The sequence below is a fragment of the Rhizobium leguminosarum bv. trifolii WSM2297 genome, assembly GCF_000271845.1.
On sequence record NZ_JH719392.1, the window covers coordinates 263,769 to 278,060 of the forward strand.

Genomic DNA, 14,292 nt, shown 5'->3' on the forward strand with positions numbered 1-14,292 from the left:
TTCCGCGGGAACCGGAACCGGTTCTCCGCTAAGCGAGGCCGAGGGCTGCGACGGCCATGTCGATCGCCTTGATGCCGACGAAGGGAACGATGATGCCGCCGAGGCCATAGATCAGCAGGTTGCGCGATAAAAGCGCGCCGGCGCCGATCGGGCGGTAGCGCACCCCCCTCAGCGATAGCGGGATCAGCGCGATGATGATGAGCGCGTTGAAGATGATCGCCGAGAGGATGGCGCTTTGCGGCGTCGAAAGTCCCATGATGTTCAGGATGCCAAGCTGCGGGTAGAAGGTCAGGAACATCGCCGGGATGATGGCGAAGTATTTGGCGATATCGTTGGCGATCGAAAAGGTCGTCAGCGCGCCGCGCGTCATCAGCAGCTGCTTGCCGATCTCGACGATCTCGATGAGCTTCGTCGGGTCCGAGTCGAGATCGACCATGTTGCCGGCCTCGCGGGCGGCGACCGTGCCGGTGTTCATGGCGACGCCGACATCGGCCTGGGCGAGTGCGGGCGCATCGTTGGTGCCGTCGCCGCACATGGCGACGAGTTTGCCCTTGGCCTGTTCCTCGCGCATCAGCGCCAGCTTCATCTCCGGCGTGGCCTGGGCAAGGAAATCGTCGACGCCGGCTTCGGCGGCGATCGCCGCGGCCGTCAGCGGATTGTCGCCTGTGATCATCACGGTGCGGATGCCCATTCGGCGGAGTTCGGTGAAGCGCTCGCGGATGCCGCCCTTGACGATGTCCTTCAGCTGGATGATGCCGAGCAGCCTGCCGTCGCGGGCAACCGCCAGCGGCGTGCCGCCCGATTTGGCGACCTCATCTGATATCGACTGCAGTTCGCGCACGATCTCGCTGCCGTTCTTCGACGACGCGTTACCGTTGACATGGGCGAGCATCGCATCGACTGCGCCCTTGCGGATGGAGGCGCCTTCGAGATCGACGCCGCTCATGCGGGTCTGGGCGGTGAAGGGTACGAAGGTCGCCTTGAGGCTCGCCATGTCGCGGCCGCGGATGGCGTATTTCTCCTTGGCGAGCACGACGATGGAGCGGCCTTCCGGCGTTTCGTCGGGAAGCGAGGCGAGCTGGGCAGCATCGGCGAGATCCTGCTCGGAAACGCCGCGAACCGGACGGAAGCTGGTCGCCTGGCGATTGCCGAGGGTAATCGTGCCTGTTTTGTCGAGCAGCAGCGTGTCGACGTCGCCGGCGGCTTCGACGGCGCGGCCGGACATGGCAAGCACGTTGAAGCGGACGAGGCGGTCCATGCCGGCAATGCCGATCGCCGACAGCAGCGCGCCGATCGTCGTCGGGATCAGCGTGACGAAGAGGGCGACGAGCACGATGATCGGGATCGAGCCGCCGGCATAGATGGCAAAGCTCGGGATCGTCGCGGTGGCGAGAACGAAGATCAGCGTCATGCCGGCAAGCAGGATGTTGAGCGCGATCTCGTTCGGCGTCTTCTGGCGTTCGGCACCTTCGACAAGGGCGATCATCCGGTCGAGGAAGGTCGAGCCGGCAGCCGCGGTGATGCGCACGCGGATCCAGTCGGACAGCACCTGTGTGCCGCCGGTTACCGCCGAGCGGTCGCCGCCGGATTCGCGGATGACAGGGGCAGATTCGCCGGTGATTGCCGCTTCGTTGACGGAGGCGACCCCTTCGATGACCTCGCCGTCCGACGGGATGATGTCGCCGGCTTCGACCAGCACCAGATCACCGACCTTGAGGCTGGTGCCCGGCACCATGCGGTAGTCGCTGCCATTATTGGCCGTCAGCAGCTTCGCCTGGGTTTCTGTGCGCGCCTTGCGCAGCGAATCCGCCTGCGCCTTGCCGCGGCCTTCGGCGACGGCTTCGGCAAAATTGGCAAAGAGCACGGTGAACCAGAGCCAGAGATTGACCTGGAATGAGAAGCCGAGATTGCCGTTGCCGACCACGAGGTCGCGCAGGAAAAGCACAGTGGTCAGCACCGAGACCGTGGCCACGACGAACATGACCGGGTTTCTGGCAAGCGCACGTGGGTCCAGCTTCTTGAAGGCGGCGCCCACGGCCGGAATGAGGATGCGACTATCGATGATACTCGCGGATTTTGCCTGGCTCATAAGAGACTCCAGCTTGGAAACGAGGATGGCGAACGAAACTTGTGACGGAGGCGTCGCCTCAGAAGGTCTGACCGGCGATCATCACCAGGTGCTCGACAATGGGGCCGAGCGCCAGGGCCGGGAAGAAGGTCAGGCCGCCGACGATCAGGATGGTGCCGACGAGCAGGCCGACGAAGAGCGGGCCGTCCGTCGGGAAGGTGCCTGCCGAGGCCGGAACCGTTTTCTTGGAAATCAGCGAGCCGGCGATCGCCAGTGCCGGGATGATGACCAGGAACCGGCCGATCAGCATGCCGATGCCGAGCGTCACATTGTACCAGGGCGTATTGCCCGTCAGGCCGCCGAAAGCCGAGCCGTTGTTGGCCGCAGCCGACGTATAGGCATAGAGGATTTCGGAGAAGCCGTGCGGGCCTGAAGTGCCGATCGAGGCGACGGCAGAGGGCAGAACCGAGGCCATGGCGGTGAAAACTAGCATGGCGAGCGGCAGGCAGAGGATGGCGAGAACGGCCATCTTCATTTCTTTCGCCTCGATCTTCTTGCCGAGATATTCCGGGGTGCGGCCGACCATCAGGCCGGCAACGAAGACGGCGACGATGATGAACAGCAGGATGCCGTAAAAGCCGGCGCCGACACCGCCGACGATGATTTCGCCGAGCTGCATGTTGATCAGCGGGATCAGGCCGCCAAGCGCCGTGAACGAGCCGTGCATCGCATTGACCGCGCCGCAGGAGGCCGCCGTGGTGATGACCGCAAACAGCGAGGAGAGGGCGACGCCGAAGCGGACCTCCTTGCCTTCCATATTGCCGCCGCCAAGACCGAAGGCATGCATCAGCGGATTGCCGGCGGCTTCGGCCCAGTAGGTGACGATGACGCCGGCGAGAAACAGCACGCCCATCGTGGCGAGGATCGCCCAGCCCTGGCGCTGGTTGCCGACCATGCGGCCGAAGACATTGGTCAGCGCCGCGCCGATCGCAAAGATCGAGACCATCTGGATCAGGTTGGAGATTGAATCCGGATTTTCGAAGGGATGGGCGGAGTTGGCGTTGAAGAAGCCGCCGCCATTAGTGCCGAGCATCTTGATGGCAAGCTGCGAGGCGACGGGGCCGACGGCGATGGTCTGCTGCGCGCCCTCAAGCGTCGTTGCATTGACATAGGGTCCAAGCGTCTGCGGCACGCCTAGATAGACGAAGACCAGCGTCAGTACGAGGCAGATCGGCAGCAGGATATAAAGCGTGCCGCGGATCATATCGACCCAGAAATTGCCGATCGCTTTGCCGGATGCACGCGCGAAGGCACGGATGAAGACGACGGCGATGGCCATGCCGGTTGCGGCCGACAGGAAGTTCTGCACCGTAAAGCCGGCCATCTGGGAGAGATACGACATGGTGCTTTCACCACCGTAATTCTGCCAGTTGGTGTTGGTCGGGAAGCTGACGGCGGTGTTGAAGGCAAGCTCCGGCGGGACGGCCGCCATGCCGGCCGGATTATAGGGCAGGATGCTCTGCAGGCGCAACAGCGCGTAGAGGACGAGCACACCCAGCAGGTTGAACATCAGCATGGCGAAGGCATAGGAGGTCCAGTGCTGGTCCTCGCGCTCGCTGGTGCCGGCAATGGCGTAAAGTCCCCGTTCGATCGGAACGAGAACCGGTGAGAGGAACGTGCGTTCGCCGCTATAGACACGCGTCATGTAACCGCCGAGCGGTTTGACGAGCGCGAGGATGATCCCGCAGTAAAGCAGGATCTGAAGCCATCCATTGAGGGTCATTTGGGGTAACTTTCAATACCCGGCCGCTTCCCGGTCGCGCATGCGTGACCTCAAAAGCGCCAGTTCTGTTCAGAAACGTTCTGGACGCAGGAGCGCGTAAGTGAGGTAGACGGTGAGAAACACGGTCACGGCACCGCTCAAGACATAATCGAGGGTCATCGTCGGTTCCTCTGTCAAAGCCTGTCGCAAACGCGGGTGTAGGCAAAGCACAGCGCGAAAAATATGATCGCGGTGCCGAGTAGAATGATATCCATCATGATCGTGACTCCGGTTGTTTTCTGGGAGTCAGACAAGACAAAGGGCGCGCACCCTGCTGAGGTGTCGCCGTTCATGCTTTCTGGCGTGGAGATGATCTTGTCGATCTCTCGGAGGTCAATATGGAACCGAAGCGCATAAAGGTTCGAGACGGGCGAGCCGCCATCAATATAAAAATCTTATAAATGCGGTTATGCGAGGCGGGAGATCCGCCTAAGGATCGACCCGGAACTGGTACTGGCCCTCGGCGCTACGGCCGTCCATCGAGTGGACGCGCCAGTCGAGGGTATAGAGACCGGGCGCCATAGAGGGATCGAGTGGGATCTTGAACACGGATCCTTCATGGCCGGAGAGAAATGGCTTGCCTGTGGGCAGCGCCGTCCCCTCGGCATCCAGCAGGATAGCCGTCGAGCGGGCAAGATCGACAGGGCCGGGGAAGGTGAGTTCCAGATTGGCCGGCACCAGCTTTTCTGCCTGCTGATGCGGCGGGAGCGATGCTAGTTCGACGGCCGCAGACGCTTCGTTTGCCGCGAAGAGAAGGGATGCGAACAGGCAGAACGACACGATCGACTTCATGATAGTCTTCCTTATCTTGCCGATCCGCATGGTGCCCGGTGCCGCCATGCTTCCGAAACGCCATGCCGGCGCATGGCTATTAACGCTGCTTGGGGTGATTTCGATCCCTCGTCCGTATAACGACACGCGCCGGCCTCGGCTGGCGGCCCTCGCTGAGCGCGGTGATCGTATCTACAAGCCGCTGCCAGAGGTCCCGGAATGACCTTGCTATCGTCGCGCGGTAGGACCGATTTCTGCCGACATCGTCACGATCCTTCTTCATCTCTTTTACCTGTCCTCACGGCGGGGATCTCGCACTAAGAATGTACTCCCCGACGGCGTCGGCTGAAATCATACAGAGGTCTTGGATCGGGAATCTTTTGGATTATGGAAAATGGGCATTTCATCACATGCTGAGCAGAAGCTTGGCGCGAGGCGATTGAATTGCCGCCCCTTACGGTCTTATAGTCACAGCAACGACGCCCGATCCATCCGCGGCGCCATAGGGAAGGAAACCGATCATGACCAAAGTCCGTGCGCTGGTGCTGGAGCGCCAGCATGAGCTAGCCCTTCGCGATATCGATCTGCCGCTCGAAACCGGCCCCGGCGCGGTGAAAATCAGGATCCACACGGTCGGTGTCTGCGGTTCCGACGTGCATTATTACACGCATGGCAAGATCGGCCCCTTTGTCGTCAACGCGCCGATGGTGCTCGGCCATGAGGCGGCGGGCACGGTGGTCGAAGTCGGGGCCGGCGTCACGCATCTGAAAGTCGGCGACCGCGTCTGCATGGAACCCGGCATTCCCGATCCGAATTCCAAGGCAAGCCGGCTCGGCCTGTACAATATCGATCCTGACGTCACCTTCTGGGCGACCCCGCCGATCCACGGCGTGCTGACGCCGGAGGTCGTGCATCCGGCCAACTATACCTTCAAGCTGCCCGATAATGTCAGCTTCGCCGAAGGCGCCATGGTCGAACCTTTCGCCGTCGGCATGCAGGCCGCGACCAAGGCGAAGATAACGCCGGGTGACACCGCCGTCGTCCTCGGGGCCGGGCCGATCGGCACGATGGTGGCGATCGCCGCCCTTGCCGGCGGCTGCGCCCGCGCGATCGTTGCCGATCTCGCCCAGCCGAAGCTCGATATCGCTGCGCAATACCAGGGCGTCATTCCGGTCAATATCCGCGAGAAGAACCTGAGCGAAGAGGTCGGCCGGCTGACCGACGGCTGGGGTGCCGATGTCGTCTTCGAATGCTCCGGGTCGCCGAAAGCCTGGGAAACGATCATGGCGCTGCCGCGCCCAGGCGGCGTTATCGTCGTCGTCGGCCTGCCGGTCAACCCGATCGGCTTCGACGTCTCGACGGCCTCCACCAAGGAGATCCGTATCGAGACGGTGTTCCGCTATGCGCACCAGTATGAGCGCTCGATCGCGCTCTTGGCTTCGGGTCGCGTCGACCTGAAGCCGCTGATATCGGAGACCTTTAGATTCGAAGAATCGATCCAGGCGTTCGATCGCGCCGTCGAAGCGCGGCCGAGCGATGTTAAGCTGCAGATCGTGATGGAATAACGGCTGCTTGGCTCTAGGAGGGCCCGGCACTCGGTTTCATCATTTTGCGAAAGGCAAGAGCCGCGCCTGCGACGACAGCCGCGGCTCCGATTGCGATGAGCAGATGGCGGTGAAGGGGAAGGTGGCCCAATGTCTGCTGGATGCCGTGCCCGAACAGATAGCCGAGCGCCGTGAATAATTGCCCCCAGACCAGCGCGGCAACGGCATTCAAGACGACGAATTTTCCGGTCGGTATGCGCGTCGTCCCGATGACAACAGGGCTGATTGTCCGCAGCCCCACCAGAAACCGAAACGCCAGGATGAAGCCTGTGGGATATTTTTCCAGAAGGTGGGTTACGCGTGCCAGCGCCGGCTTTTCCATCAGCCGGCGGACAAAGCCCCATTGCGCGGCATAACGGCCGGCAAAGAACCACATCTGGTCGCCGGCAAAGGATCCTGCAGTTGCCGCCAGCGATGCGGACCAATAGGTCTGCAGCCCGCGATGGGCAATCACGCCGCCGAGGAAGGCGGCCGTTTCGCCCTCGAAGGCGGCGCCCAGAAAGATCGCCAGCAGGCCGTAATTCTCGATCAGCAGTTCGATAGACACTAGCAGTCTCCGGCCCCGACTCTTGAAGCGTCAATGCGCAATTAAACCGGCTTCAAATCCCCAAGCAGCGTCGGTATCAGCTCCGACACCGTCGGATGGATCGGCACCGACCATTTGAGCGCGGGATAGGTCGTTCCTGCATTCATCGCGTCGATGAAGCCATGGATCACCTCGTCGCCTTCGATGCCGAGGATCGCCGCGCCGAGGATTTCCTTGGTCTCGGCGTCGGCAATCACCTTCATGAAGCCCTTGGTCTCGCCGCGCTCGTTGGCGCGGCCGACGCGGCTCATCGGCCGGGTCGAGACCATGATCTTGCGGTCGGTGGCGCGCGCCTGCTTCTCGGTCATGCCGACGCGGCCGAGTGGCGGATCGATGTAGAGCGCATAGGCCGGGATACGGCTCGACAGCCTGCGGTCTTCGCCGTCGATCAGGTTGGCGGCGGCGATCTCGAAATCATTGTAGGAGGTGTGGGTGAAGGCGCCGTGGCCGTTGCAGTCGCCGAGCGCAAAGATGCCCTCGACATTGGTGGCGAGCCGGTCGTCGACGGTGATGAACCCCCGTTTATCGGTGACAACGCCGGCGGCATCGAGGCCGAGATCGTCGGTGTTGGGCTTGCGGCCGGTGGCGATCAGCACATGGCTCGCATCGATCTTCGCCGAACCGGCGGTGACGCTCACTCCGCTGCCATTGCGCGCAAAGGCGATATTGCCGGCATCGGTGTGGACGCCGATGCCTTCGGCGCGCAGGATGTCGGCGATCGCGTCCGATATATCCTCGTCCTCGCGCGATGCGAGCTTCGGCCCGTGCTCGATGGCGCTGACCTCGGCGCCGAAGCGACGATACATCTGGGCGAATTCCAGCCCGATATAGCTGCCGCCGATGACGGCGAGATGCCGCGGCAGCGTGTCGAGATGGATGATCGAGGTGCTGGTGAGGTAATCGATATCGTTGATACCAGGTAGTTCGGGAATGACGGGCCGCGCCCCGACATTGAGGAAGATGCGCGGCGCGGTCAGCGTTTCGCCGTTGACGCCGACGGTCTTCGGGCCCTCGAAACGGGCGTGCCCATAGATCACGTTCATGCCGTCCATGCCGGTCAGCCAACCGATGAGGCCGTTGCGGGCATTCATCGTCACCGTTTCCGCCCGGGCTCTCACCACCTTCATGTCGATGGCGATCTCGCCGGGGATGTTGACGCCATAGGCGGCGCCGGTTCTGGCGACATGGGCGGCGCGGGCGCTGGCGACCAGCGTCTTCGTCGGCATGCAGCCGGCATTGACGCAGGTGCCGCCAAGGAACTTTCGCTCGATCAGCGCTACCTTCATGCCCTTTTCGACCAGGCGGGCGGCAAGCGATGGACCGGCCTGGCCGGCGCCAATGACGATGGCGTCGAAGCTCTTCATGACACAGCCCCCACAATCAGCACCGCGCCGATGACGGCGACGGCATCTTCGATGAGGGCGGCCGGCAGGTCCTTTCCGAATGAGGCGGCAAGCCGGCTGCGGGCGGCAGCCCCACCATAGGTGCCGATGACGGCGCCGATCACGCCGGCGATCAGCCCGCCGAACAGCAGGCTGCTGGCGGCGCCGATCGTCGCGCCCGAGAGCGCCCCCGAGACGATGCGGGCAGCGAACTGCATCGGCACCTTGCGCGACGGCGTCGATGGCAGCTGGTCGGCGATCAGCTCGATGACGGCAAGGATCGTGAAGATCCACGGCGTCCAGCGATAGCCCATGAAGGCAAGCGGCGTCTGCGAGACATCGAACCAGCCGAGTGCTGCGCCCCAGGCGACGGCGGCGGGCGCCGTCATGGTGCGAAGGCCCGATATGACACCAATCAGCAATGCAAGAAGCAGAAACATGCGCGATCCCCCTCATTGCCGGCTTTCGCGCCGCAGCCGGGAAGGTTGCACATTGTCAGGCGCGTGGCAATTCGCCTTGCCTCGCGGGTGATTTAGTTCGAGAAAGCGGCGATGCCGGTGATCGCCCGGCCGATGATCAGCGCGTGGATGTCGTGCGTGCCCTCATAGGTGTTGACCACTTCGAGGTTGACCAGATGGCGGGCGATGCCGAATTCGTCGGAGATGCCGTTGCCGCCGAGCATGTCGCGGGCGGCGCGTGCGATCTCCAGTGCCTTGCCGCAGCTGTTGCGCTTGAGGATCGAGGTCAGCTCCACCGGCGGATGGCCTTCCTCCTTCATGCGGCCGAGCCGCAGGCAGCCCTGAAGGCCGAGCGAGATCTCCGCCGCCATGTCGGCGAGTTTCTTCTGGATCAGCTGGTTGGCGGCCAGCGGCCGGCCGAACTGCTTGCGATCGAGCGTATATTGCCGTGCTCGGGCATAACAATCCTCGGCAGCACCCAGCGCGCCCCAGGCAATGCCGAAGCGGGCCGAGTTGAGGCAGGTGAACGGTCCCTTGAGGCCGGTGACGTCGGGCAGAAGATTTTCGTCCGGCACGAAGACCGCGTCCATCACCACTTCGCCTGTGATCGAGGCGCGCAAGCCGACCTTGCCGTGGATGGCGGGGGCCGAAAGTCCCTTCCAGCCCTTTTCGAGGATGAAGCCGCGGATGAGGCCGTCCTCGGTCTTTGCCCAGACGACGAAGACATCGGCGATCGGCGCGTTGGAGATCCAGGTCTTCGAGCCGGTGAGGCTGTAGCCGCCGTCGACCTTCCTGGCACGTGTCGCCATCGAGCCGGGATCGGAGCCGTGATCGGGTTCGGTCAGGCCAAAGCAGCCGATCCATTCGCCGATCGCAAGTTTCGGCAGGTACTTTAGCTTCTGCGCCTCAGACCCGAAGGTTTCGATCGGCACCATGACCAGCGAGGACTGCACACTCATCATCGAACGATAGCCGCTGTCGACCCGTTCGACCTCACGGGCGATCAGGCCGTAGGCGGTGTAACCGAGACCGGCGCCGCCGTAATCGGGGGGGATCGTCGGGCCGAGCAGCCCGAGTTCGCCCATTTCGCGGAAGATCTCGGGGTCGGTCTTTTCATTGCGGAACGCGTCGAGAACCCGCGGTGCCAGCTTCTCCTGCGCATAGGCGTGGGCCGTATCCTGCACCATGCGCTCTTCGTCGGTCAGCTGCTCCACCAGCCGGAACGGATCGGTCCAGTCGAAAACCTCGCGCGTATGCTGCATGTCGGCGTCTCCTCACCCTTGCATTCAGGCTTGCCAGATCAAAGGTCGATAGACCCGCCAGCCGAGCGCGTCAACAGAAGGCGATGCTATCGAAAAGACCGGGCGGGCCACTTTTCAAATGCGTCGGCATGATCCACTTTGCCCGCGATCGATTCTGGAACGAGGAGACGGAAATGTCGTCAAGCGATCTGTTCGTATCGGCCGAAGGCGCCGAATGGGTCAATCCCGAGCCCGGCGTCGTCAGGCGTATCATGACCTATCTGCCGGAGATGATGATGGTGGAAGTGGCCTTCGAAAGCGGTGCCGTCGGTGCTGCTCATTCGCATCCGCATATTCAGGCAAGTTATGTCGCCGAGGGCAGTTTCGAAGTGACGATCGATGGCCGCACCGAGGTGCTGCAGCAGGGCGGCAGCTTCATCGTGCCCCCCAATCTCGTCCACGGTGTCAAGGCGCTGGAAAAGGGCCGGCTGATCGATAGCTTCACGCCGCACCGGGCCGAGTTTCTCAAATAGGTGAGGTCTCGGCGTCTGGCCGGCGCGGCAAGCCCGCGGCGGTGACATAGGGCGGCACGAAGCGCGCATCCTCGCCGCGCACGGCCTCGCGCAGGAAGTCGATGACGGCGCGCACGCGCGGCGCCTGTTTCAGGTCGCGATGGCAGGTGATCCAGTAGTGGCGCTTGAGGTCGATCTCCTCGGGCAGCACGCGCACGAGTTCGGGATAACGGCTGGCGAAGAAATAGGGCAGGATGCAGAGGCCGAGACCGTTTCGGGTGGCGGTGAGCTGCGCGAAGATGCTGGAACTCTGGAATTGCGGCTTGATGCGCGGGTGCACATCGCTGAGGTAATCCAGGCCCGGCGCGAAAATCATCTCCTCGATATAGCTGACGAAGGGATGCTCAAGCAGGTCTTCGCGGCAGGTGATGTCAGGTGCTTTCGCCAGATAGTCGCGCGAGCCGTAGATCTGCAGATGGTAGTCGGTCAGCTTCTCGGCAAAATACGGCCCGCCCTTCGGCTCGTCGAGCACGACGGAAAGATCGGCCTCCTTGCGCGACAGCGACATGATCTGCTGGATCGTTACCAGCTCGAGCGAGAGATGCGGATGCTGGGCGGCAAACCGCGGCAGCACGGTGGCGAAGAAAAAATTGGCAAAGCCCTCCGGCGCGCTGAGGCGCACGAGGCCGCGCTGCGCCATCGAGCCGTCGGCAAGATCGGCGCGCAGCCGCTCGGTCTCCTGCTCCATCTTTTCGGCCGTCTCGACGAAGCGCGTGCCCATGGCAGTCAGCACATAGCCGCGCGGATTGCGCTCGAACAGCTTGACCTTGAGGGTGAACTCCAGCCGGTCGATGCGCCGTGAAACGGTGGCATGGCTGGAACGCAGCTGGCGGGCCGCCGTCGACAGCTGTCCGGTGCGGGCGACGGCTAGAAAAAACTGAAGATCGTCCCAAGTAAACTGCGGTGGATTGTTCATCGCGATCCCGATCTGTTCAAAAACGAACAGATACTGTTTGGAATTAGTTGTAAACCACCCGTTGCTTCAACGAGGAATTTCCGTGATCGTAAGGCGAGGGTCCGCCGTTCTGAGGAGTGCGGCTGGCCAAATCTGAACAGATCCGCAATTTGGCTCATCTCTGGGAGGAGAGAATATGCGTAAGAATCTCATTACATCAGTTGCATTTCTGCTGGCGAGCAGCACAGCGGTGCTCGCGCAGAGCGCGACCGACGGCAAGGTGAAGATCGGCATCCTGAACGACCAGTCGGGGGTCTATGCCGACTTCGGCGGAAAGTCTTCCGTCGAGGCCGCCAAGATGGCGGTCGAGGATTTCGGCGGCAAGGTGCTCGGCGTTCCGGTCGAGATCGTCGATGCCGACCACCAGAACAAGCCCGATATCGCCTCCAACATCGCCCGCCAGTGGTATGACACCGAGCAGGTGGATGCGATTATGGAGCTGACGACCTCGTCGGTGGCGCTCGCCGTGCAGGCGATCGCCAAGGAAAAGAAGAAGATCGACATCGTCACCGGTGCGGCGACGACGGACCTGACCGGCAAGGCCTGCTCGCCTTACGGCTTCCATTGGGCCTACGACACGCACGCGCTGGCCGTCGGCACCGGCGGCGCGCTCGTCAAGCAGGGCGGCGACAGCTGGTTCTTCCTGACCGCCGACTATGCCTTCGGCTATTCGCTGGAGCAGCAGACCAGCGACTACGTCAAGGCGAGCGGCGGTAAGGTCGTCGGCGCCGTCCGTCATCCGTTGTCGACCCAGGACTTCTCGTCGTTCCTGCTGCAGGCGCAATCATCCGGCGCCAAGGTGATCGGCTTGGCGAATGCCGGCCTCGATACCTCGAATGCCATCAAGCAGGCGGCCGAATTCGGCATCACCCAAGGCGGCCAGCATCTGGCGGCGCTGCTCTTCACGCTCGCCGAAGTCCATGGTCTCGGCCTCGAGGCAGCGCAGGGACTGACCCTGACCGAAGGCTATTACTGGAACCGCGACGACGAAAGCCGCGCTTTCGCCAAGAAGTTCTTTGCGCGCACCAACAAGATGCCGAACATGATCCATACCGGCACCTATTCGGCGGTGACGCAATATCTGAAGGCGGTGCAGAAGGCCGGCACCGACGAAACCGAAGCCGTCGCCAAGGAGTTGCATGAAATGCCGGTCGACGACGTCTTCGGCCGCGGCGGCACGGTTGGCGCCAATGGCCGCATGATCCACGACATGTACCTGCTGCAGGTCAAGAAGCCGGCTGACAGCAAGGAGCCGTGGGATTACTTCAACGTTCTCGCCACCATTCCCGGCAAGGAGGCCTATATCGATCCAGCCAAGAGCGGCTGCGATCTGGTGAAGTAAGCACGATGGCGGTTTCCGCGATTGAAACTCAGGTAAAGCCGCGGGTGGTCCTGTCCGCCCGCGGCCTGCGCCGCGATTTCGGCGGCTTCACGGCCGTCAAGAATGTCGATCTCGATGTGCATGACGCCAGCGTGCATGCGCTAATCGGCCCGAACGGCGCCGGCAAGACCACGGTCTTCAACCTTTTGACCAAATTCCTGCAGCCGACGGCGGGCACGATCACGCTGATGGGCACCGATATCACCAGGACGCCGCCCGACAGGGTGGCGCGCATGGGGCTGGTGCGCTCCTTCCAGATCTCGGCGGTGTTCCCGCATCTGAGCGTTCTCGACAATGTGCGCGTGGCGCTGCAGCGACCGAACAATCTGTCCACGCAGTTCTGGCGGCCTCTGTCGGCGCTCGACCGGCTGAACGAGCGCGCCGAGCAATTGCTCGCCAGCGTCGGGCTTTCCAAGGAGCGCGATCATATCGCCGCCGATCTTTCCTATGGCCGCAAGCGCGTGCTGGAGATCGCCACCACGCTGGCGCTGGATCCCAAGGTGCTGCTGCTCGACGAGCCGATGGCCGGCATGGGGCTGGAGGATGTCGGCGTCGTCTCTGCGATCATCCGCGATGTCGCCCGCGACCGGGCGGTGCTGATGGTCGAGCACAATCTCTCGGTCGTCGCCAATATCTGCCAGCATGTCACCGTGCTGCAGCGCGGCGAGATCCTCGCCGAGGGCGATTATGCGACAGTCAGCCAGGACGAGCGTGTGCGCGTCGCTTATATGGGCACGGAGGAGCATTGATGGCCGCCCTCCTCGAAGTCCAGGGACTGAACGCCTGGTACGGCGAAAGCCACATATTGCACGGTATCGACATGCGCGTCGGCGAGGGCGAAACGATCACCATTCTCGGCCGCAACGGCGTCGGCAAGACGACGACGCTGCGCACCATCACCGGCATCGTGCGTGCCCGTAAGGGCAGGATCAGCTTCGCCGGCAGCGACATGATGCAGGTGCCGCTGCACAAGACGGCGCATCGCGGCATCGGCTTCGTGCCGGAGGAGCGCGGCATCTTCTCGACGCTCACCGTTTCGGAAAACCTGCTGCTGCCGCCTGTGGTGGCGAAGGGCGGCATGACGCTCGACGAGATCTACGAGCTCTTCCCCAATCTTTACGAGCGCCGCGCCAGCCCAGGTACCAAGCTTTCCGGCGGCGAGCAGCAGATGCTGGCGATCGCCCGGATCCTGCGCACCGGCGTCAAGCTGCTCATTCTCGACGAACCCACCGAGGGACTTGCCCCGGTGATCGTCCAGCGCATCGGCGAAGTGCTGCAGACGCTGAAGGGACGCGGCATGACCATCCTGCTCGTCGAGCAGAATTTCCGTTTCGCAAGCCGTATTGCCGATCGCTTCTATCTGATGGATCATGGGCAGATGGTGTCGGAATTCCCGGTCGGTGAACTGCCGCAGCGCATGGATACGCTGCACAAGGTTCTGGGAGTGTGACC

General features: G+C 62.8%; 14 protein-coding genes. 5 read left to right on the forward strand and 9 right to left on the reverse strand.

Features of this window, described 5'->3' with window-relative positions; translation table 11 throughout:
- Window positions 1-28: 28 nt before the first annotated feature.
- The 4 genes from kdpB to RLEG4DRAFT_RS01175 form a co-directional block, all read right to left on the reverse strand.
- Window positions 29-2,089: a potassium-transporting ATPase subunit KdpB gene (gene kdpB, locus RLEG4DRAFT_RS01160; protein WP_003574713.1), complete on the reverse strand. Its 2,061-nt coding sequence runs from the start codon at window positions 2,087-2,089 to the stop codon at window positions 29-31.
- A 58-nt stretch (window positions 2,090-2,147) separates the two neighbouring features.
- The gene (gene kdpA / locus RLEG4DRAFT_RS01165) at window positions 2,148-3,851 is read right to left on the reverse strand and encodes a potassium-transporting ATPase subunit KdpA (RefSeq protein ID WP_003574715.1); all 1,704 of its coding nucleotides are present in this window, start codon (window positions 3,849-3,851) and stop codon (window positions 2,148-2,150) included.
- Window positions 3,852-3,920: 69 nt separating this feature from the next.
- Entirely contained in the window at window positions 3,921-4,010 is a 90-nt protein-coding gene (locus RLEG4DRAFT_RS01170; protein WP_003547774.1) for a K(+)-transporting ATPase subunit F, read from the reverse strand.
- Window positions 4,011-4,319: 309 nt separating this feature from the next.
- Window positions 4,320-4,682, reverse strand: a complete 363-nt coding sequence (locus tag RLEG4DRAFT_RS01175) for a copper resistance CopC family protein (protein ID WP_003574717.1) — start codon at window positions 4,680-4,682, stop codon at window positions 4,320-4,322.
- 500 nt (window positions 4,683-5,182) lie between these two features.
- Between RLEG4DRAFT_RS01175 and RLEG4DRAFT_RS01185 the strand changes: the two genes are divergently transcribed.
- Window positions 5,183-6,226 (forward strand): NAD(P)-dependent alcohol dehydrogenase, encoded by a 1,044-nt coding sequence (locus RLEG4DRAFT_RS01185; RefSeq protein WP_003574718.1) that lies wholly within the window; start codon window positions 5,183-5,185, stop codon window positions 6,224-6,226.
- Window positions 6,227-6,239: 13 nt separating this feature from the next.
- On the opposite strand, the gene RLEG4DRAFT_RS01190 is transcribed toward RLEG4DRAFT_RS01185, so the two are convergent.
- The 4 genes from RLEG4DRAFT_RS01190 to RLEG4DRAFT_RS01205 all read right to left on the reverse strand — a co-directional run bounded on the left by RLEG4DRAFT_RS01190 (window position 6,240) and on the right by RLEG4DRAFT_RS01205 (window position 9,953).
- A complete protein-coding gene (locus RLEG4DRAFT_RS01190; RefSeq protein WP_003574720.1) occupies window positions 6,240-6,812 on the reverse strand; it encodes a DedA family protein in 573 nt (190 codons plus the stop codon).
- Between the two features lie 41 nt (window positions 6,813-6,853).
- Window positions 6,854-8,215 carry an FAD-containing oxidoreductase gene (locus RLEG4DRAFT_RS01195; RefSeq protein ID WP_003574722.1) on the reverse strand — a complete coding sequence of 454 codons (1,362 nt, stop codon included), beginning with the start codon at window positions 8,213-8,215 and terminating at the stop codon, window positions 6,854-6,856.
- Entirely contained in the window at window positions 8,212-8,673 is a 462-nt protein-coding gene (locus RLEG4DRAFT_RS01200; RefSeq protein WP_003574723.1) for a DUF4126 family protein, read from the reverse strand. The genes RLEG4DRAFT_RS01195 and RLEG4DRAFT_RS01200 overlap by 4 nt, the downstream gene beginning before the upstream one ends.
- A gap of 92 nt (window positions 8,674-8,765) precedes the next feature.
- Window positions 8,766-9,953 carry an acyl-CoA dehydrogenase gene (locus RLEG4DRAFT_RS01205; protein ID WP_003574724.1) on the reverse strand — a complete coding sequence of 396 codons (1,188 nt, stop codon included), beginning with the start codon at window positions 9,951-9,953 and terminating at the stop codon, window positions 8,766-8,768.
- 173 nt (window positions 9,954-10,126) lie between these two features.
- Here RLEG4DRAFT_RS01205 and RLEG4DRAFT_RS01210 point away from each other — a divergent pair, with 173 nt between their 5' ends.
- On the forward strand, window positions 10,127-10,465 hold the full coding sequence (locus tag RLEG4DRAFT_RS01210) for a cupin domain-containing protein (protein WP_003574726.1): 339 nt from the start codon (window positions 10,127-10,129) through the stop codon (window positions 10,463-10,465).
- Here RLEG4DRAFT_RS01210 and RLEG4DRAFT_RS01215 read toward each other — a convergent pair.
- On the reverse strand, window positions 10,458-11,420 hold the full coding sequence (locus tag RLEG4DRAFT_RS01215) for a LysR family transcriptional regulator (protein WP_003574728.1): 963 nt from the start codon (window positions 11,418-11,420) through the stop codon (window positions 10,458-10,460). The two genes, RLEG4DRAFT_RS01210 and RLEG4DRAFT_RS01215, sit on opposite strands and share 8 nt — an antisense overlap.
- A gap of 175 nt (window positions 11,421-11,595) precedes the next feature.
- Here RLEG4DRAFT_RS01215 and RLEG4DRAFT_RS01220 point away from each other — a divergent pair, with 175 nt between their 5' ends.
- The 3 genes from RLEG4DRAFT_RS01220 to RLEG4DRAFT_RS01230 are packed head-to-tail and all read left to right on the forward strand — an operon-like array spanning window position 11,596 to window position 14,290.
- Window positions 11,596-12,801, forward strand: a complete 1,206-nt coding sequence (locus RLEG4DRAFT_RS01220) for an ABC transporter substrate-binding protein (RefSeq protein ID WP_003574729.1) — start codon at window positions 11,596-11,598, stop codon at window positions 12,799-12,801.
- Between the two features lie 5 nt (window positions 12,802-12,806).
- Complete coding sequence (locus RLEG4DRAFT_RS01225) at window positions 12,807-13,589, forward strand: ABC transporter ATP-binding protein (protein WP_003574731.1); 783 nt, start codon at window positions 12,807-12,809, stop codon at window positions 13,587-13,589.
- Window positions 13,589-14,290, forward strand: a complete 702-nt coding sequence (locus RLEG4DRAFT_RS01230; RefSeq protein WP_003574733.1) for an ABC transporter ATP-binding protein — start codon at window positions 13,589-13,591, stop codon at window positions 14,288-14,290. Before RLEG4DRAFT_RS01225 ends, RLEG4DRAFT_RS01230 begins: the two co-directional genes overlap by 1 nt.
- Window positions 14,291-14,292 lie beyond the last annotated feature (2 nt).

Coding starts and splice junctions, on each gene's coding strand:
- kdpB (WP_003574713.1), bottom strand. CDS start 2,089: ATGAGCCAGGCAAAATCCGCGAGTATCATCGATAGTCGCATCCTCATT.
- kdpA (WP_003574715.1), bottom strand. CDS start 3,851: ATGACCCTCAATGGATGGCTTCAGATCCTGCTTTACTGCGGGATCATC.
- RLEG4DRAFT_RS01170 (WP_003547774.1), bottom strand. CDS start 4,010: ATGACCCTCGATTATGTCTTGAGCGGTGCCGTGACCGTGTTTCTCACC.
- RLEG4DRAFT_RS01175 (WP_003574717.1), bottom strand. CDS start 4,682: ATGAAGTCGATCGTGTCGTTCTGCCTGTTCGCATCCCTTCTCTTCGCG.
- RLEG4DRAFT_RS01185 (WP_003574718.1), top strand. CDS start 5,183: ATGACCAAAGTCCGTGCGCTGGTGCTGGAGCGCCAGCATGAGCTAGCC.
- RLEG4DRAFT_RS01195 (WP_003574722.1), bottom strand. CDS start 8,215: ATGAAGAGCTTCGACGCCATCGTCATTGGCGCCGGCCAGGCCGGTCCA.
- RLEG4DRAFT_RS01200 (WP_003574723.1), bottom strand. CDS start 8,673: ATGTTTCTGCTTCTTGCATTGCTGATTGGTGTCATATCGGGCCTTCGC.
- RLEG4DRAFT_RS01205 (WP_003574724.1), bottom strand. CDS start 9,953: ATGCAGCATACGCGCGAGGTTTTCGACTGGACCGATCCGTTCCGGCTG.
- RLEG4DRAFT_RS01210 (WP_003574726.1), top strand. CDS start 10,127: ATGTCGTCAAGCGATCTGTTCGTATCGGCCGAAGGCGCCGAATGGGTC.
- RLEG4DRAFT_RS01215 (WP_003574728.1), bottom strand. CDS start 11,420: ATGAACAATCCACCGCAGTTTACTTGGGACGATCTTCAGTTTTTTCTA.
- RLEG4DRAFT_RS01220 (WP_003574729.1), top strand. CDS start 11,596: ATGCGTAAGAATCTCATTACATCAGTTGCATTTCTGCTGGCGAGCAGC.
- RLEG4DRAFT_RS01225 (WP_003574731.1), top strand. CDS start 12,807: ATGGCGGTTTCCGCGATTGAAACTCAGGTAAAGCCGCGGGTGGTCCTG.
- RLEG4DRAFT_RS01230 (WP_003574733.1), top strand. CDS start 13,589: ATGGCCGCCCTCCTCGAAGTCCAGGGACTGAACGCCTGGTACGGCGAA.